This is a genomic window from Nonomuraea sp. NPDC049725 (assembly GCF_040674795.1).
Classification (GTDB): Bacteria; Actinomycetota; Actinomycetes; order Streptosporangiales; family Streptosporangiaceae; genus Nonomuraea; species Nonomuraea ceibae.
In genome coordinates this window covers 264176-282264 of the sequence record NZ_JBFANJ010000011.1, presented here as the reverse complement: position 1 = coordinate 282264, position 18089 = coordinate 264176, and the positions used below count along the sequence as shown (strand labels likewise).

Genomic DNA, 18089 nt, shown 5'->3' with positions numbered 1-18089 from the left:
GCCACAGCCGGAACCCGTTCAGAACCGGATCACAACCGGCCTCGTGCACCGTGGCGGCATGCTGACACACGCACAACCCTCCGCGCGGGCCGGCACGCGCGCCTGGATCGGGCTGGCCGTGCTCGCGCTGCCGACGATCCTGCTCGCGCTCGACATGACCGTCCTCTACATGGCCCTCCCCCAGCTCGGCGCGGACCTGGGCGCCACCGGCACCGAGCTGCTGTGGATCACCGACATCTACGGCTTCATGATCGCCGGTGTGCTGATCACGATGGGCACGCTGGGCGACCGGGTCGGCCGGCGGCGGCTGCTGCTCATCGGCGCGACCGCGTTCCTCGGCGCCTCCGTGCTCGCCGCCCTGTCGACCAGCCCGGAGATGCTGATCGTGGCCCGCGCGCTGCTCGGTCTCGCTGGCGCGACGCTCACCCCCTCCACGCTGTCGCTCATCACGAACATGTTCCCCGATCCCCGGCAACGGTCCATGGCCATCGCGATCTGGCTGATGTCGTTCTCCCTCGGCGGTGCGATCGGGCCCGCGGTCGGCGGCGCCCTGCTGGAGCGGTTCTGGTGGGGGTCGGTCTTCCTGCTGGGCGTCCCGGTGATGCTGTTGCTGCTGGTCTGCGGGCCCTGGCTGCTGCCGGAGTACCGCGATCCCTCGGCCGGGCGGCTGGACCTGATCAGCGCCGCGCTGTCCCTGGCCGCGATCCTGCCGGTCGTCCACGGCGTCAAGCAGATCGCCAAGGACGGGCCGCAGGTCGTACCCCTGCTGTTCGTGGCGGCGGGCGCGGCCGTCGGCGTGGTGTTCGTCCGCCGCCAGAGGTCGCTCGCCAGCCCGCTGCTGGATCTGCGGCTCTTCGCCGACCGCCGCTTCACCGGCGCGCTGACGAGCATGCTGCTGGGCATGGTGACGCTGTACGCGTTCACGTTCTACTTCACGCAGTACCTGCAGCTCGTCGAGGGCCTGTCACCGTTCGCGGCGGGGCTGTGGTTCATCCCGCTGGCCGCCGCCACCATCCTGGGGTCGATGGCCGCGCCACTGATCGCGCGCCGGCATCCGCCCGCCCGCGTGATCGCGGCCGGGCTCGTGATCGCCGCGGCCGGCTACGGCTCGCTCGCCTTCCTCGGCGTGCAGTCCGGCCTGGCGCTGCTCATCACCGGCGGAGTCGTCGTCGCGATCGGCATCAACCCGCTGCTCGTGCTCAGCACGGATCTGATCGTCGGCTCGGTGCCCCCGCAGCGGGCCGGGTCGGCCTCCGCGATGCAGGAGACCTGCGGCGAGCTCGGCGCCTCGCTGGGCATCGCCGTCTTCGGCACCCTCGGCGCCGCCGTCTACAGCGCGCGGATCGCGCTGCCGGAGGGCCTGCCGCCCGCGGCGGCGACGGCGGCTCGCGACAGCTTCGCCACCGCCGCCGCCATCGCCCAGGACCTGCCGGGCCCGCTCGGCACGAACCTGGTCGTCTCCGCCCGGGAGGCGTTCGTGGCGGGCATGACCGTGGTGACCGTCATCAGCGCCGCCGTCCTGCTGGGCATCGCCGGGCTCGTGCTGGTCACCCTCCGCCGGGTACGCCCCCACAGCGCCGAAGGCGACTAGGAGCCTCCGATGCGGGTCCGCGCCGCCGGGACCGCGCTGCCGATCGTCGTGGCGAGCACGGCTCCGAGGACGCTCACGCCGGCCAGGGTCAGCCAGATCGCCGCCGCCCCGGCGGACAGCAGTCCGGCGAGCGCGGCCGGGGCGAGCGCTCCCGCGACGGTCACGGCGAGCTGGTGGAGGGCCAGGTAGCGGCCGCGGAGAGCGTCCGGGGCGCTCTCCGCGGCGACGGTCGCCGTGACGGGGCCGCCGAGGAGCTCACCGAAGGTGTAACCGGCCGCGCCGAGCAGCACGAGGCCGACGGCGAGGGCGAGCGCGTCCACGTGGCCGGCGGCGAGGAACAGCAGGTAGCCGGCCGCGAAGCAGGCGTGTCCGGCGGCGAGGACGCGGCTGCGGATCCGCCCGCGCAGCCACCCGAGGACGAGTCCTTGCCCGAAGCCGACCATCAGCGTGTTGAGCGTGAAGACCGTGCCGGCGGTCCAGCCGGGCAGGTCCAGCACGTCCACGGCGTAGACCGGTATCGCGATGTTGAGGGCGAACAGGGAGATCGCGAAGCACAGCTGATGCGCGACCAGCAACAGGTACCGCCGGTCCCGGATCACGCGCCCCCAGCCTCCGGCGGCGTCCTGACGCGCCTCGGGACGGACGTCCGGCACGGCGCGCATCAGGACGTAGGCGAGGACGTAGGACGAGGCGTTGACGATCACGATCCCGGCATAGACGCCTGGAGTGCCGACGCCGACCGCGACGGCGGACAGCAGGCCGCCGAGCGCGTAGCCAAGGTTGCGCACCGACCCGAGGAGACCGAACCAGCGCTCCCGCCGGCCGGGCTCGGCCAGCGCCGTGATGGTGACGCCGTAGCAGCTGAAGGACACCGCCCGCCCGGCACTGTTCAACCAGGCGCAGACGACGATCTGCCAGGGCTGGTCCACGGCCAGATATCCGGCGAAGCCGAGCGCCTGGGCCAGGTTCGCCGCCTGCAGGACCGGCTTGGCGCCGTAGCGGTCGACCAGTCCTCCGGCCAGCGGGCCCGCCGGGAGCGCCAGCAGCCCCGCCGTCGTCAGCGCCGCGCCCGCCTGCACCAGCGTCAGCGGCGTCGTGGCCAGGAAGTACAGCATCGAGACGGGGACGAAGACGCCGGTGCCGATCGAGTCGATGGTGATCGCTGCGAGGAAGCGGCGGTGCCGGGCTGCCGGTGGACGGGCCGTGTGATCGGGATGGGACACAACCCGGGACGGTATAGATTCTATACCGGTATCTACAACGCTACCGGGAGCCGCGCATGGGCAAGGCCTACAACATCATGGCCGCGACCTGCCCCAGTCGCACCGTTCTGCATCGGATCGGGGCGCGCTGGACGGTGTTCATCGTCAACGCGCTGGACGACAGGCCGATGCGCTTCACCGAGCTCAAGGCGCACATCCGGGGCATCACCCCGAAGGCGCTCACCGAGACGCTTCGCGCGATGGAGTACGACGGCCTGATCTCCCGCACGGAGATCCCCGCGAATCCCCCGCATGTCGAGTACGCCCTCACCGACCTCGGCCGGTCCCTGCTGATTCCCCTGCGCGCCATCCGGGAATGGGCCGAGACCCACGTCCCCGACATCGAACGCGCCCGCGCCCAGGCCCTGGCCGCGGCCCCGTCCGCCCGGACGCGCGGGTAGCGGTCAGGCGCCTGCGGCGGTGTCCAGGAATTCCCGTACGGTCGCGGCGAAGGCGGCCGGGGCGTCGTCGTGCACCCAGTGGCCGCAGCCGGCGAGTTCGCGCAGCACGGTGCCCGGACGGCGCTCGGCCATCTGCCGGGCCATCGCGGTGGGCAGGACGAAGCTGTCCAGGCCGTGGATCAGCAGGGCCGGGCAGGCGGAGCCGAGCCAGCCGGGCCACCAGTCGCCGATCAGGGCCTCCTGCGAGGCCATCATGTCGTCGCAGTCGAACAGCAGCCCCCACCCGTCGGGGTGTTCGACGGCGCTCTCCAGGAAGTAGCTCGCGTCCGGGATGCCCTGGGCCTCGATGGCGCGGCGCAGGGCGTCCAGGGTGGGGGCGCGGCGGGGCCAGCCGGTCACGTCGAGGACGGGGTGCGGAATCTCGGGTCGCCGGTTGAGCGCGCCCGCCTCCTCCACGATCAGAGCCCGTACGAGGCCGGGGTGGCGGGCGGCGAGCTGGAAGGCGGTGACGCCGCCCATCGAGTGGCCGAGCACCACGACCGGCCCCAGGCCGAGCCCGCGCAGGAACGCGGCGGCGTCGGCCACGTAGGCGTCCTGGCTGAAGTCGCCGTCGCCGCGATCGCTGTGGCCGTGACCGCGCTGCTCCAGGGCGATCACGCGGTAGCGGGGCGCCAGGGCGGCGGCCAGCGGCGCGAAGTTGCGGCCCCGGCCGAAGTGCCCGTGCAGGGCGAGCACCACCGGCGCCCCGCCCTCGGACCCACCACCACGGGCGCCGCCGGTCGCGGGGTGGGAGTCGAACCAGGCCAGGCGGAGGCCGCGGACGGTGGTGAAGTGCTCGGTCATCCTGTTCATGAGCCGTGGTGTCCTTTCGTGGTTGGAGGATCGCGCAGGAGGAGGGCGGTCAGGGCGCCGACGGCCGTGGCGAGGATCGCGGTGACGGTGGCGGCCTGGGCGAAGGCGTCGGTGAACGCGCCGGTCGCCGCGGCGGCCAGCCGGGCGCCGTCCGTCCCGCCCAGGTGGCGGGCCGCGTCGAGGGCGCCGGAGATCGACGCGGCCTGATGCGCGGGCAGCCGTGCGGCCAAGTGGGGGGCGGTCAAGCCACCGAGTACGGCCACGCCCAGGCTTCCGCCCACCTTGAACGCCGTCTCGTTCACGGCCGCGGCCGACCCGGCACGGTGTGCGGGGGCCGAGCCCAGCATGGCGGTGGCGCAGGCGTTCACCGTGACGGCATTGCCGGCGGCCAGCACGGCCAGGCCCGCGATCACGGCGGCGTACTGGCCGGATCGGATCCCGGCCGCCATCAGCGCCGCGCCGCCCGCCAGCACCAGCAGTCCGGCCGCCGCCGTGGACCGTACGCCACGCCGTGCGACCACCCTGGCCACCAGCGGCGCCACCCCGAGCTGCGCCACCGCGACCGGCAGCAGGAGCAGCGCCGCCTGGGACGGGGAGTGCCCGCGTACGTCCTGCAGGTACTGGGTGATCAGGAACAGCACGCCCATCAGCGCGAAGAACCCGGTCGCGGCGGCGAGCGCGGCCGGCCAGAACGAGCGGGCGCGCACCATGCCCAGGTCGAGCAGCGGATGCCGCGCCCGCCGCTGACGCACGGCGAACGCGGACAGCAGCGCCACCGCCCCGGCCGCCTCCGCCAGGGTGGCCAGGCCGAGCCACCCCCGGTGCGGGGCCTCGATCACCGTGTGCACCGTGGCCACGAACGCCCCCGACACCAGCAGCGCGCCGATCACGTCCAGCCGGCCGGTGGCGCCCCGGCGGGGCCGGGCGTCGGCCGGGACCACGTACGCGATGGCGAGGGCGGCGACCGCCAGGACGGCCACGTTGGCCACGAACAGCGAACGCCAGCCGAAGCCCTCCACGAGCAGCCCGCCCGTCAGCGGCCCCAGCACCACGCCGAGGCTGGCGACGACGCCCCAGGCGGCCAGCGCCCTGGGCAGCTCCGCGCGGGGGAAGACGGCCCGGACGATCGCCAGCGTGGCCGGGGTGATCATCGCATTGCCCACGCCCTGGAGCGCCCGGGTGGCGATGAGCTGCTCCGGCGTCCGGGAGAGGGCGGCCAGGACCGAGGCCAGCGCGAACACGGCCACTCCCGCCAGCAGCACCCGCCGCCTGCCGACTCGGTCGGCCAGGGCGCCCATCGCGACCAGCAGCGACGCCAGGGCCAGGACGGCGGCTTCGGTGATCCACTGCAGTTGTGAGGTGGTGGCGCGCAGGTCCACCGCGATGGACGGCAGCGCGATCGTCACCGCCATCACGCTGACGCTCATGACGAGGAGCGCCGCGCACAGCGCCACCAGGATCCCCCGCCGCCGAGGATGCCCGGAATCCCCTGGCGGACGGCAGGGTCCCGGCGCGGGTGGGGGCATGGGGCACCTCCGAGAAGGCGTTCGACGGCGAGGAGCCGTTAGCATAACGACCGTCATGTTAACTGAGCAAAACAGTCGTCATGTGAATAGACTGGTCGCCTGCCCAGCGAAAGGAAGGCGGACGTGGCCAGGCCCCGCGATCCACAGCGCCGCGAGGAGCTGCTCGACGCGATCGTCGGCTACCTGGCCGAGCACGGCATCGCCCAGCTCTCCCTGCGCCCGCTGGCCAAGGCGCTCGGCCACAGCACCTACGTGCTCACCCACCACTTCGCCGGCAAGGACGAGCTGATCAGCGCCATCCTCGCGCACCTCGACGAGCGCCAGAGAGGACGCGTGGGCGCGCTGCCCGACCCCGGGACGAGCGGCGGCCTGGGCCTGGGCGACGTGGTGCGCGCCTCGTGGGCCTGGCACCTGCGCGAGGACCTGCCGATGGTCCGGCTGCTGCACGAGATCGAGGGCCTCTCGGCCGCGGGCCGCCTGTCCGGCCCGTACGTGCCCAAAATGCTCGGCGACCGCGCCGAGTTCGTGGCCGACGTGCTACGCGCGCACGGCGTGCCCGAGGAGGCGGCGCTGCGCAAGGCCACCCTGCTCAACGCCGCCTACGCGGGCCTGCAGATCGACTACCTGACGACCGGTGACAAGGATCGGGTCGAGGCGGCGCTGGACGAACTGGCCGACACCGCCGACTCCTGGACCCGCCCGCAGTAGGCCGCCCGTGCTCCTCGAGCGTCAGGGGACGGCCGGCCGTGGGGGTCCACTGGATCACCGGCGATGCGCCGCCATGCCTCCGCCAGCCCCGCCTCAGCGGCTCTCCGTCTTCGCGAAAACCCGTTGGCGGACCGCGGCGGGCACTGCTAGCTTTCTGGAGGCCGTGCGAGACAACGAGGAGGTGGTACCCGTGGACACAGTATCGACATGGGTGCTCCCCTCTGGGGTCACGGCCGGGCGATAGGTCGTCCGGGAGCGCCGTTCAAGAGCACTCCCGAAGGGCACGACCATGCGATTCACCTCTGAGCAGCGCCTCGACGACGGCATCGTCGAACGCGCGTTCACCCTCGATGAGATCCCCGGCTTCCTGTGGACGCCCTCGTCCGCGCCCGCACCCGTCCCGCTGATCCTGCTCGGCCACCCCCCGCTCGGACTGGACAGGATGTACCCCCGGCTGGTGGCGCGGGCCCGGAGCGCCGTGACGGGCGGCTTCGCCGCGGCCACCATCGAGCTCCCCGGGAGCGGTGACCGGCCCCGCCTGGCCGGCGCCGAGCAGGCAGGCGCCGACCTGCGCCGGGCCATGGAGGCCGGCGAGCCGGTCAGCGACGAGATCATCGACGCCCTCGTCCTCCCGCTCGTCGACAGGGCGGTCCCGGAATGGCAGGCCGCCTTGGACGCCCTCCTGTCGCTGCCCGGGATCGGCGGCCCCGTCGGATACTCGGGGGGCGTGATCTCCATCGGCATCCGGCTCGCGGTGGTCGAGCCGCGCATCGTGGCCGCCGGCCTCTTCGCCGGGAGTTTCGTGCCGCGCACCATGTTCGAGGAGGCCCGGCAGGTCACCATTCCGCTGCATGTCCTGCTGCAGTGGGATGACGAAGGGAACGACAGGCAGGCGGCCCTGGACCTGTTCGACGCCTTCGGCTCCAAGGAGAAGACGCTGCACGCCAACATGGGCGGGCACACCGGCGTCCCGCAGTTCGCCGGGGAGGACGCGGCCGGGTTCTTCGCCCGGCATCTGCGCTGATCGAGGACAAGCTCCGGCCCTCCTCGACAGCGTGGGCAGGCAAGACGCACCACCGCCCCGGCCGACCGGCCACCACCGGCCGGTCGGGGCGCCGCCCGGCCACCACCGCCTCCGTCAGCCGGGCCGCCCACATCACGAGCACGGCCCTCGGCGTCAAGAGCTCCGTCGAGCTGGGCGACCTACCCGGTGATCAGCAGCTCGCCCGGTGGAAGGCGTTGTAGAGGGCGTTCCCGGGGACGCACGACGGCGTCCCCGGGGCGCTCTGGTCGATCGGGTGGGTGAACCACCAGGTCATGCCGAGGGCGAGGAGCACGGCGGCGAGGGTGACGGCCGCGGCCGCCGGACGGTTCTGGCGCCAGGCCGGTCCCGACAGCGCGACGGCAGCCATGACCAGGGCCACCGCGGCAGCGGCTCCGGCGGCGATCTCCAGCAGGCCGCCGACGTCGGACGGCGGTTCGCCAACGGTGAGGGTGTTGGACAGGATCTCCCCGGCCAGGTAGACCCACTCGGAGACGATCAGCAGAGCGACGACCGCGGTGCGCAGCCGGGTGGCGGGCAGCTGCGGCCACAGGGCGATCAGGGCCGCCATCGCCCCCAGCATGACCAGCAGAGTCGTGCCGGCGAGCATCGGATCCAGCCAGTCGGTGATCGGCATGCGCCCGTCCCGGGCCCTGACCGCGGTGAAGCCGAGCCAGGCCGCGGCGAAGACCAGGCCCAGGATCAGCGAGTATCCGAGCACGCGCGGCGGGCGCACGGCGGCGCTGACGAGGGGGGAAACACTCACAGGCTCTCCAACAATAGTGAGGTGCGCACGCACCTCATTTCGTCTCCAGTACTGTGGTGCGCACTCACCACACTTGTCAACCTGGAGAAATCCCCCATGGCTCCACCCGCACGACAGCGCATCCTCGACGCCGCCACCCGGCTCCTGCGCGAACGCGGCCTGGCCAGGCTCACCACCCGCGAGATCGCCCACGCCGCGGACGCTGCCGAGGGCAGCATCACCAAGAACTTCGGCGGCAAGATCGGCCTGCTGATCGCACTGCTGTCACAGGAACTGCCGGAACTGCGGGCCTGGCAGGCGGCCGCCACCCCGCCAGGGCAGCGGCCGATGCGCACCGTGATCATCGATCTGCTGGAGCGCGGCATCGCCTTCTACGCGGCGTCGCTACCGCTGGTGGCCGGGGCCGCCGCCGACCAGGAGCTGTTCGCCGCCTACCAGGCCACCAACCGCGAGAACGGCACCGGCCCCCACCTGGCGCTCGACCAGGTGGCCCACTACCTGACCGAATGCCAGAAGGCCGGCGAGCTGCCGCATGGCGTCGAGCCGTACACGCTCGCCCTCACCCTGTGCGGCACCGCGCAGTTCGAGGCGTACACCGCATACGTCTCAGGGGGCGGCGCACTGCCGGGCGAACGCGCGGACCGGCTGGCCGCCACCGCCGACCTGATCCTCAGTCGGCCGGGAGCCTGACCAGGGAAGCCGCAGCCGTGATGCGCCGGATGTCACACCGCCGTTCAAGGGGACGGCAGGGCCGTCAGGTGAGGTCGAGCACCGCCTTGCCGTGCAGCCGGCGCTCCAGGAGAGCCCCCACCGCCTCGGACGCGTCGTTCCAGCCGCCGCGCCACGTGATCTCGGGGCTCAGCACTCCGTCCGCGACCTGCTGGGCCAGCCAGGTCAGATCCCTGTCCAGCCCGTCGCAGAACAGCAGCATGAACGTGACGATCGAGCGATCGTCCCGGCCCGGCCCGCTGAACAGGGCGCCGAACGGGAAGTTCTCACCCTCACCCGCGGAGTGCCCGACCGCCACCAGCGTGCCCCCCTCACCGAGCTGATCGAACGCCTCCACGAGTTGCGCCCCGCCCACCATGTCGAGCACGCCGTCGAGCCCGCCGCCGGCCTGGGCCGGACCGGCCACCACCTCGTGCGCGCCCAGAGCGCGCAGCGCCTCGCCGTGCCTGGCGGGGTCGCCGGTGGAGGCGATCACGTGCGCGCCGCCGAGCCGGGCGAGCTGGACGGCGTAGCGGCCGACTCCACCGGTGGCGCCGGTGACGAGGATCCTGCGCCCCAGGAGGGGCCCGGTCCGGTGGAGCGCGCGCAGCGCGGTGCCGGCCGCGACCGGGATGGTGCTCAGCGCGCCCGGCTCCGCGCGCTCGGGCGCCACGCCGATCCAGTCGGTACGCACGGCGCGGACCTCGGCCCAGCCGCCACCCTCGTCGAGGGTCACGACGGGGGTCCCCACGGCCGGGCCCGACCCGTCCGCCGCCGCCCGGACGACGACTCCGGCGGCGTCCCAGCCGAGCACCGTCCCCTCGGCGGCTGCCTCGATGCCGTGACTGACCTCGCCGTAGTTGAACGAGGTGGCCGTGACCCGGACCAACGCCTGGTTCGCGGCGGGCACAGGCTCGGGCACTTCCCCCACCCGCAGGCCACCGGGGGCGGAACGATCGACGATCAGAGCGCGCATGGCGATCCCTTCATGAGACATCAACTCAAAGTGCTACTCAGGAGCATAAGCCTATCGAGGGCGTTCGCGCTCCCATTACACTTGAACGATGACCGCCGACACCGCCTCCCTCTCCGCGCCGGAAACGCTCTCCCTGCGGGAACGCAAGAAGCTCCGGACCAGAACCGCGCTCGTCGACACGGCCCTCGCCCTCTTCACCGAGCGGGGCTTCGACGGCGTGACCCTCGACGAACTGTGCGACGCCGTCGAGGTCTCCAAACGCACCTTCTTCCGGAACTTCGCCAGCAAGGAACAGGTCGCCTCCGCCCCGCTGGAGGCGCTGTGGGACGGCCTGCGGGACGACGTCGAGCGCCTGTCCTTCGGCCACGCGCCCGTCCTGGAGATGCTGCAGGAGGCGTTGCTCGCGGCGCTCGAACGCCTCGACGACGGCGGCGCCTGGGTGACCCGCGTACGTCAGAGCCGGGACCTGGCCGAGCGCACGCCGTCGATCACCGCGTACGGGCTCCAGTACTGCGACCGCACCAGCGCCGCCGTCGAGGCGACCTTGCAGCGCAAACTGGGCCTGAACCCTGCCGACCCACGGCCGAGGCTGGCCCTGGACCTGGTGGTCGCGTCCTTCCACGCCGCCCTGCGGGCCTGGACAGCCAAACCCGGCACCCCCACCCACGCGGCGCTCGCGGCCGAACTGCGATCGGTCTTCGCGGTCCTCCCCGGCGCACTCACCTTCACCACGGCCTGAACGAGCTGCGCGCAGAAGGTCACGCGCGCGCGGACGGACCAGGGACTCCGCCGGCACCCGTAGATCTACACCGGAGCGCTGCCCTCAGTACTCGCTCCTCAGCCGTCGAGAAGTGCGTCCCTTGAGGATTGATTCGGGACGAATGATTCGAAGAAGCAAGGAAGCGATTCAAGCACGGCGATGTCGGCTGGCGGAAACTGCTGCGGAGGATCGACGGAGGCTTCCTCGTTCGCACGCAGGTGCCGGTCGATGAAGCGTTGCGTTCTGCTGAGGACCGTGGCGCACTGACCGGCCGTAATCTGGTTTTGATGGAGGGCATCAGCAAGCTGGTCGAGGTCCAGAATGTAGTAACGATCAGCACCGGGTGGCACCAAAAAGTCAACGTAGAGGTCGTGGACGACAAGCCCCGCCTCGGTCAGTTCCACCTCGACCAGGTCGACGTACCACCAACCCTCGACCGGGCCCTCGAACGCGACGGGCCTGGTCAACTGAATACCGTGATCGAGCAACAGGAAGCTGCGATCAATGGTCGGTCGTCCTGCCACCTGGTACTCGGGCAAGAGGGGGACGTCGTAGGCGGCGACCTCTCCGATCCGGCGGCCAGGGCACCGCTGACCCGTTCGGTGAAATACCCAGACGCTTTTGATGAGTGGGGTTGTGGTCATCTTGTGACTTTGTCATGGTTTGGCCACCTACCCGATCCCTTTACATTGTAGATTTTGCTGAGGCCCGTCGTGCAGAAGGCGATCAGAACACCATCGTGAGCAGGTCGGCGAACAGCTCCTGTTCGTCGACCTCGAGCCCGCGGCCGGTGAACCAGGTGGCCATGTTGTGGCAGTCGCGCATCAGGAAGTCCATGCCCTTCGGGTTGCCGACGATGTCGACGACCTGGGGCAGGTCGATCAGCACGATCCGCTCGGCCTGCGCGAGGACGTTGTACGGCGAAAGGTCGCCGTGCGCGAGGCCCGCGCGGGCCAGTTCACGCATGCCGTTGCGGAGCTGCTCGAAATACACGCCGAGCAGCTCCTTCGACGGCCGGACATGGGCCAGCCGGGGCGCGGCACCGCCCTCGCCGTCGTCGATGAACTCCATCAGCAGCTCGGTGCCGTCCACCTGCACGGGATACGGCACCGGGACGCCGGCCTTCCACAAGCGGTTGAGGGCGTCCCATTCGGCGTACGCCCACTGGCCGGCCGCGACGCCGCGGCCGTGCGTGGTCTTCTTCGCCATCGCCCGGCCGTCGCGGCTGTTGCGGGTGCGGCGGCCTTCGACGTACGACGTACTGCGGTGGAAGGCCCGGTGCTCGTCGGTGCGGTACCGTTTCGCGGCCAGCAGCGAGGACTTCGCCGGGTTGTCGCCGATGGCTTCGACGGCCCGTTCGAGCAGGAAGACGTCGGCTTCCTTGCCGGTCTTGAGGATGCCGAGCTCGGTGTCGATCGCGGCCTGGTCCGTCACGACCCACGAGGGGCGTGGTTCGGGGCCGCGAGAGCCGCGCTCGACCTCCAGCCAGGTGGACCACCGCTGGTCCGGCCCCAGTTCCTCGTCGACGGCATGGAACGTGAAGGCGAAGGCTGTGGCCGGATCCGGCTGGGACCCGTCGCGGGCGGATTTGGAGAAGTAGAGGTCAGAGGCCTCGTACTCGGAAGACAACGGGTGTGCTCCTGAACGAAGAGGTGGGACTGATGCGGACATGCCGCAGCGCAGTGATGGCCATCCGTCAGCCCTCCTTAGTCCAGGCAGCGCTCTCCGCCGCTCGATCGACCCAGCATGCCCCTCCGAGTTCCGGCCCCGCAACGTATTTACCGGAGCTGGGATCTCACACCGGCAACGGGCCGGACCTCGTACGACAGGCGGCTACGTGAGGCTCGTCGCGGCGCGGGCCGCGTCGAGGGCGGCCACGACGCGGTCGAGGTCCGACGCGGTGGTGCGGTAGCTGGTCACGCAGAGCCTGATCGCGCTGCGGCCGTCGAGCCGGACCGGGCTCACCCACGCCTGGCCGCCGCGCACCACGTGACCGGCCACCTCCGCGTGCCATCTGCCGCTCCGCTCCTCCCCCGCCGCGTCCGCCTCGGGGTCCACCACGCAGACCAGCGGGAGCGGGGTCTGGTTGATCCGCTGCCAGCCGCGCTCGGCCAGGCGCCGCGCGAGCAGGTCACCGAGCCGTACGTCACGCTCCAGTTGCTCGGCGACGGCGGGCAGCCCGGCCACGGCCAGGTGCAGGAACACCTTCAGCCCGATGAACCGCCGCGACCACTGCACGCTGGTGGTGTACGGGTCGTGGGTGCCGTCGACCTCGGCCGGCATGTAGCCGGTGCTGCACTGGAAGCTCGCGGCCAGCGCCGCCGGATGGCGGGTGAGGAAGACCCCGGCGCCCATCGGGGCGGACAGCCATTTGTGCGCGTCGACGGTGACGCTGTCGGCCCGTTCGATGCCGGCCAGCAGGGGCCGCAGCCGGTCGGACAGCGCGGCGGCGCCGCCCCACGCCGCGTCCACGTGGAGGTGCAGGCCCCATTCCGCGGCCAGGTCGGCGAGCGGGGCCAAGGGGTCCAGCACTCCCGCCCCGGTCGTGCCCGCCGTTCCGACGATCATGAAGGGGATCCTGCCGCCGGCCACGTCCGCCGCGTACGCCTCGCGCAGCCGGTCGAGGTCGATCCTGAGGGCGGCGTCCACCGGCACCAGGCGGACGGCGTCGCGGCCCAGCCCGGTCATGTGCGCGATCTTGAGCCACGCCAGGTGGCTCTCCGCCGAGGCGTAGAACACCGGCCGGCCGGGCAGACCGAGCAGCCCTGCGCTGCCGTACTCGGGGAAACGGCGGGTGAGCGCGACGATGACGGCCGTGAGGTTCGCCTCGGCCCCGCCGACGGTGAAGCTCCCGTCGGTGTCCGAGGGCATGCCCAGGCCGTTCGCCAGGAGGCGCAGCACGTGCCGCTCCATCTCGGTCGCGGCGGGCGCGTGGCTGTAGGCGGCGAGCTGCGGGTTCACCCCCGCGACGATCAGGTCCCCGGCCATGCCCCACCAGGTGGGCGACGGGTTGAACAGGCCGAAGTAGCGCGGGTGAGTGGTGTGCACGGTCCACTTCCGCAGCGCCGACATGACCGAGCCGAGCACCGCGTCGGCGGGCTTGGCCTCGGCGAAGTCGAAGCCGGCCAGCCAGTCACGGATGCGCTCGGTGCCGACGCTCGCCGGTGCCACCGGGCCGTGCACGACCTCCCCGGTGTGCCCCGCCACCAGTGCAGCGGTCTCCGCCAGCAGCCGACCGCCCGCGTCGACGCCGAGATCGTACGGGCCGGCGCCGTCCAGGTCGGCCCCCACCGGGGTCAGCTCGTCCAGGCCGGTCTCAACCAGCGGGTCGTTCGACATCCTGCTCCTCTTTCACATGGCCCTTCACCACGGCATCGTGGGTCCCACCAGGATCGGAGCCCCGTCGCGCCTCCGCCAGCGGTGAACGGGCCATAAACCGTGAACATCAAGCCACCTGCACCGCAACCGAGACCACGCCAGGATGCGAACGTCTGGAAAGAAGAAGTCCTGGGCATGCTCGCTGGGATTGCAGGCGCAGCGTATAGGGGAACAAGGTGACCCGTCCGGCCGGTGAGGGGCAGGCTCATCGTGATGGGCGCCCCGGAGGGCAACCAGCTCTGCCTGGGCCGACCGCGTTCAGGCAGGAAGCCACGGCGAGGGCGGCGCGGCGGGTCAGCGCCGGGTCACCCGCGGCCCGGACGTCCACCAGCGCTCGCCCGCCGGTGACCCACGCGAACGTACGCAGGTCGTCGTTGCCGGTGCTGGACCTCAGGTACGCCCCCTCCCCCAGCCGCTGGGCGTCCGGATCCGCGGCGAGGGTCGTACGGGCCAGCCGGGTCGCGTCCGCGTCCGTCGCAGCGACCCAGGAGACCGCCACCCGCACCACCGCCCCCGCGTCGTCGGGTGGGAGGAACTCGCACACGTTCGGCTTGGGCCAGCGGACCCCCAGGTGCTCCACGGTGCCCGGAACCGGCATGTACCCGGGCAGCACCGCAGGGTCGAGCAGCGCGCACGCGTCAGGCCAACGCTCCGGCGGCACCGCCAGCGGCGAGGAGGCGCCCCGCCCGTCGCGGAAGGTGTAGGCCGTGACCCGGTCGCCGCCGGGGTGCTTCTCGAACACCAGCAGGTCGCGCGAGGTGCTGCCGACGATCCTGCTCGCGCGCTCGCTCACGGGCAGGGGCAGCACGTCACGGGCGCCGTCCGCCCGCGAGACGACCTCGATCATGCGGGGGGTGAGCTCGGTGGTCGTGGCGCCCATCGCGTGAGTGGCCGTCAGGTGGTCGGCGTTCCCCAGGTATCCCTCGGCGGTGCCCGGCGACGTGCGCGGCCTGAGCGACCGGCGCCAGAGCACCCGCCCGTCGCGGGTGCGCGTCGCGGTCGTCTCCCGGCGGCCGTTCACACTGCGGACCAGCAGGGTCAGCTCGGCGTCGTGGATCACGGTCGGCCCCCCAACCTCCGGGAACGTGATCGGCGACCGAGCCACCAGCCGGCCGTCCGCGTCCAGGACGGTGACGTGCCCGGGCTCCCGCGCGATGATCAGGCGGGTGGAGGAGACCTTGATCTGTACGAGCTCCTCACCCGAGTCCCGGATGCGACGGGTCCAGGTGAGCCGTCCGGCGCGCGGGTCGACACCGTGCAGGGCCGGCGACCGGCCTCGGCAGTCCTGGACGAGGACGGCGACCTCGGATTCGAGCAGGCGGAAGTGGGGGCACCCGTCGGGCCACGGCGCCGCCCACATGTCGCGGCCGGAGGCCGGGTCGAGCCCGTGCAGGCCGGCGCCCGACGCCCACACGATGCCGGTGGGGGTGATGGCCGTCCTGGTCAGGTAGTCGAGGATCGGCGCGTCCGCGGACGGGAGCAGCCGCGTCCACCGCGTCCGGCCGGTGACCGGGTCGACGACCGTGACCCTCTCCGCGGCCCCCTCGGAGATGCTCACCGCGAGCAGTTCTCCGACGAAGCCCATGTGGTCGTCCAGCGGGTGGTACGGCCGGGCGAGCGGAAAGGTCCTCAGGATCGCGCCGGTCTCCGCGTCGTGGACCCGGATCGCGGCCGGCCGCGTCGACGGCAGCGCCACCAGGGGCCGGCCGCCGACCGTGCCCACAGGCACGTCGAGACTGATGCCGTGCACACCGATCTCGCCCAGGTCGGCGCTCCAGGCGGCGGTGAACGCGGGACGCGCCTGCCGGGCGTTCCCGCTCCCGGCGGCGCAGGCGAGGACGAGCAGGACGGCGATCAGCGCGCGGACGTGCATGCCCGCCCCGGCAGGAAGAGGCGGCAGGCCGCCCGCCCGGTGACGACCTTCAGCCCGGCGCCGGTGTTGCGGTAGACCGTCCTGTAGGCGGTGTAGGCCGTGGGAGCGCCGGTGACCCGGAAGGGCCGGCCGGCGGGGTCCTTCACGGTGATGGTCTCCGCCTTCCCGGTCCCCGCCGCGACGTACTCGACCTCCAGCACGAAGGTGTGGCTGTGTTTCCGCGCCCTGATCTCCAGGCCGAGCTCGGCCTGGTCGCCTCGTTTCAGGGACAGGCTGTGGGGTCCGAAGTAGGGGCGGCCGGGTTTGCCCGCCTGGGTGAAGAACGCGTCCCGCGCGTCGAGGGAGACGGTGAGCTGCGGGTTCTCCGGCCCGCCCTGCCGTGGGTGCTCGACGAAGGCGCCGGTGACGATCGGCTGCCTGGGGGCGACCTCCTTGACCCGCACGTCGGTGACGCGGACGAGGTCACGCTGGGACTCGAAGACCACCCGCATCTCCTTCTCCCCCACCCACGCGCCCTTCAGGGTGGCCACCACGTCGTCGAACGCCCGGTCGCCGAAGCGCCCGCTCAGGAAGACCGCGCGGTCACGGGGCGCGGTGGGCCGGGAGGCGACGGCCAGGTCCTGTTCGTCACCGGTGCCGGGCAGGACGGTGACCAGCAGCGGTGGCCTGGCCGCGCTCACCAGGTCGGCCGGCCGCAGGACGAGACTGAACGCGTCGGTCAGCCAGGCGGTGACGACCGCCGTGAGCAGCGCGCCGATCCACAGCATCACCTTGGCGAGTTTCCCCGGCCCCTTGTCGTCGCTCTCCGGCACGAGAACGGCCTCCTCGCGGGTCGGCTGTCTGTGCGGACAAGGTAACGCGCCGGCAACGGTTCTGGCGGCCGATCCCGCACACCATTCGGCGTCGCGGGGCATCGGAGCTGTCAATTCCGAGAGTCGTCCCCGTTCCGGGCGTCGTGGTCTTCGGCCTGCGATGTGGTCTCATGCGTCGCCAATGTGTCGATCAGGCTCTGCATCTGCGCTTCTTGCATCATCAGATCCCATAAGCGGCTTTCTCCGTGATATGTCACAGCTCTGGTTCGTACGTGCGGCTCGGCCGGATGACGGGACGTGGGCGGACAGGTAGGCGTCACCGCTCCGGCATATCAGTCCCGTCGCCCGCCTGCTGGCCACGTCCGCGGTCGCCACGGTGGCCCTGGCCTTCACCGTCACCACCGCCCCGGCCGCCTCGGCCGCGCCCCGCCAGGTGTGCCTTGACGCCACCAACAGCCGGGCCGACAACACCGACGTCCGCCTCTGGACCTGCCTCAACCACCCCAACCAGAAATGGGTCGTCCAGAACGGCCAGATCAAGGTCGAAGACACCCTGACCTGACCCGTAGCTCACCGGCCGTGACACGGACGCGAGCCTCGTCGGCCGTTCAGAGGAATCGCGGGGCGCCGGTGGCGGCCAGGCTTCTCGCGACGGTGTCGGCGTAGGAGTCGGCCCGGCCGAGGCGCTGCAGGTGGGCGCCGAGTGCCGGGGACAGGCCGCCCAGGTGCGCCACCAGGCGGATCAGCAGGGGCGCCACGTCGGCCTCGGCGGCGTTGGTGCGGATGGCGCGGCAGACGGCCCGCGCCACCTGCTGCGGCGTCCGCGTGCCGATCGCGGCGATCCAGGAGGGCAGGGGCGCCGGTGCGCGGGTGAGCATGCCGGCGTTCCTGATCAGTCCGGGGCAGATGACCGAGACGCCGACGCCGTGCGGCGCCAGATCGGCCCGGGCCGCGTGCCCGAACCCGCGCAGCCCGTACTTGGTGGCGTTGTAGAGGGCGCACCGGGCGTGTGAGATCTTGCCGCCGAGCGAGCTCATGAGGACGATGTGCCCGCGCCCGTTGGCGATCATGTGCTCGGCGGCCGTGCGCGCCATGACGATGGGGGCGCGCAGGTTGAGCGCCAGGTAGGTGTCGATGTCGCCGGTGGTGTGGTCGGTGATCGCGGCGGGGGCGATGACGCCGGCGTTGGCCACGAGGATGTCGACGGGACCGGCCTGCCGCATCAGGGCGGTGAGGCTGTCGTGGTCGGTGAGGTCGGCGGCGATGGCGCGCCCGCCCAGCCGGTCGGCCAGGGCTGTCAGGACGGCGGTGTCGCGGCCGGTGAGGATCACGCGGACGCCGTGGCGGGCCAGCGCGTGGGCGATGGCCTGGCCGAGGCCGCCGCTGGCTCCGGTGATCAGGGCGGTCGTCCCGGACAGCTCCATACGCGTTCTC

The 18089-nt window shown here is 72.2% G+C and carries 18 protein-coding genes; 7 read left to right on the top strand and 11 right to left on the bottom strand.

Annotation, left to right across the window (positions count from 1 at the left end; genetic code table 11):
* The first annotated feature begins 58 nt into the window (after window positions 1-58).
* Window positions 59-1591 carry an MFS transporter gene (locus AB0J53_RS28565; RefSeq protein ID WP_364177971.1) on the top strand — a complete coding sequence of 511 codons (1533 nt, stop codon included), beginning with the start codon at window positions 59-61 and terminating at the stop codon, window positions 1589-1591.
* Here the strand turns inward: AB0J53_RS28565 and AB0J53_RS28560 are convergent.
* The gene (locus tag AB0J53_RS28560) at window positions 1588-2814 is read right to left on the bottom strand and encodes an MFS transporter (protein ID WP_364177969.1); all 1227 of its coding nucleotides are present in this window, start codon (window positions 2812-2814) and stop codon (window positions 1588-1590) included. The genes AB0J53_RS28565 and AB0J53_RS28560 overlap by 4 nt on opposite strands.
* A gap of 56 nt (window positions 2815-2870) precedes the next feature.
* Between AB0J53_RS28560 and AB0J53_RS28555 the strand changes: the two genes are divergently transcribed.
* Window positions 2871-3254, top strand: coding sequence for a helix-turn-helix domain-containing protein (locus AB0J53_RS28555; protein ID WP_364177966.1), 384 nt, complete (start codon window positions 2871-2873; stop codon window positions 3252-3254).
* 3 nt (window positions 3255-3257) lie between these two features.
* On the opposite strand, the gene AB0J53_RS28550 is transcribed toward AB0J53_RS28555, so the two are convergent.
* Window positions 3258-4106: an alpha/beta hydrolase gene (locus AB0J53_RS28550; RefSeq protein WP_364177963.1), complete on the bottom strand. Its 849-nt coding sequence runs from the start codon at window positions 4104-4106 to the stop codon at window positions 3258-3260.
* The gene (locus AB0J53_RS28545; RefSeq protein WP_364177960.1) at window positions 4103-5632 is read right to left on the bottom strand and encodes an MFS transporter; all 1530 of its coding nucleotides are present in this window, start codon (window positions 5630-5632) and stop codon (window positions 4103-4105) included. The genes AB0J53_RS28550 and AB0J53_RS28545 overlap by 4 nt, the downstream gene beginning before the upstream one ends.
* Window positions 5633-5755: 123 nt before the next feature.
* Here AB0J53_RS28545 and AB0J53_RS28540 point away from each other — a divergent pair, with 123 nt between their 5' ends.
* Window positions 5756-6340, top strand: coding sequence for a TetR/AcrR family transcriptional regulator (locus AB0J53_RS28540; RefSeq protein WP_364177958.1), 585 nt, complete (start codon window positions 5756-5758; stop codon window positions 6338-6340).
* 289 nt (window positions 6341-6629) lie between these two features.
* Window positions 6630-7364, top strand: coding sequence for an alpha/beta hydrolase (locus tag AB0J53_RS28535; RefSeq protein WP_364177955.1), 735 nt, complete (start codon window positions 6630-6632; stop codon window positions 7362-7364).
* 190 nt (window positions 7365-7554) lie between these two features.
* Here AB0J53_RS28535 and AB0J53_RS28530 read toward each other — a convergent pair whose 3' ends face one another.
* The gene (locus AB0J53_RS28530) at window positions 7555-8148 is read right to left on the bottom strand and encodes a hypothetical protein (protein WP_364177952.1); all 594 of its coding nucleotides are present in this window, start codon (window positions 8146-8148) and stop codon (window positions 7555-7557) included.
* Window positions 8149-8244: 96 nt separating this feature from the next.
* Here AB0J53_RS28530 and AB0J53_RS28525 point away from each other — a divergent pair, with 96 nt between their 5' ends.
* Entirely contained in the window at window positions 8245-8838 is a 594-nt protein-coding gene (locus AB0J53_RS28525) for a TetR/AcrR family transcriptional regulator (protein WP_364177950.1), read from the top strand.
* Window positions 8839-8902: 64 nt separating this feature from the next.
* On the opposite strand, the gene AB0J53_RS28520 is transcribed toward AB0J53_RS28525, so the two are convergent.
* Window positions 8903-9832 (bottom strand): zinc-binding dehydrogenase, encoded by a 930-nt coding sequence (locus AB0J53_RS28520; RefSeq protein WP_364177947.1) that lies wholly within the window; start codon window positions 9830-9832, stop codon window positions 8903-8905.
* Between the two features lie 88 nt (window positions 9833-9920).
* Between AB0J53_RS28520 and AB0J53_RS28515 the strand changes: the two genes are divergently transcribed.
* On the top strand, window positions 9921-10571 hold the full coding sequence (locus AB0J53_RS28515) for a TetR family transcriptional regulator (protein ID WP_364177944.1): 651 nt from the start codon (window positions 9921-9923) through the stop codon (window positions 10569-10571).
* 98 nt (window positions 10572-10669) lie between these two features.
* Here AB0J53_RS28515 and AB0J53_RS28510 read toward each other — a convergent pair whose 3' ends face one another.
* From AB0J53_RS28510 to AB0J53_RS28490, 5 genes are all read right to left on the bottom strand, one after another.
* Entirely contained in the window at window positions 10670-11236 is a 567-nt protein-coding gene (locus AB0J53_RS28510) for a hypothetical protein (protein WP_364177942.1), read from the bottom strand.
* Between the two features lie 82 nt (window positions 11237-11318).
* Entirely contained in the window at window positions 11319-12221 is a 903-nt protein-coding gene (locus AB0J53_RS28505; protein ID WP_364177939.1) for an RIO1 family regulatory kinase/ATPase, read from the bottom strand.
* Window positions 12222-12425: 204 nt separating this feature from the next.
* A complete protein-coding gene (locus AB0J53_RS28500; RefSeq protein WP_364177936.1) occupies window positions 12426-13931 on the bottom strand; it encodes a pyridoxal-dependent decarboxylase in 1506 nt (501 codons plus the stop codon).
* Between the two features lie 244 nt (window positions 13932-14175).
* Entirely contained in the window at window positions 14176-15843 is a 1668-nt protein-coding gene (locus AB0J53_RS28495) for a PQQ-binding-like beta-propeller repeat protein (RefSeq protein WP_364177933.1), read from the bottom strand.
* Complete coding sequence (locus tag AB0J53_RS28490) at window positions 15825-16655, bottom strand: hypothetical protein (protein ID WP_364177930.1); 831 nt, start codon at window positions 16653-16655, stop codon at window positions 15825-15827. The genes AB0J53_RS28495 and AB0J53_RS28490 overlap by 19 nt, the downstream gene beginning before the upstream one ends.
* A 376-nt stretch (window positions 16656-17031) precedes the next feature.
* Between AB0J53_RS28490 and AB0J53_RS28485 the strand changes: the two genes are divergently transcribed.
* The gene (locus tag AB0J53_RS28485) at window positions 17032-17217 is read left to right on the top strand and encodes a hypothetical protein (RefSeq protein ID WP_364177927.1); all 186 of its coding nucleotides are present in this window, start codon (window positions 17032-17034) and stop codon (window positions 17215-17217) included.
* A gap of 46 nt (window positions 17218-17263) precedes the next feature.
* Here AB0J53_RS28485 and AB0J53_RS28480 read toward each other — a convergent pair whose 3' ends face one another.
* Window positions 17264-18079 (bottom strand): SDR family oxidoreductase, encoded by an 816-nt coding sequence (locus tag AB0J53_RS28480; RefSeq protein WP_364177924.1) that lies wholly within the window; start codon window positions 18077-18079, stop codon window positions 17264-17266.
* Window positions 18080-18089: the final 10 nt, after the last annotated feature.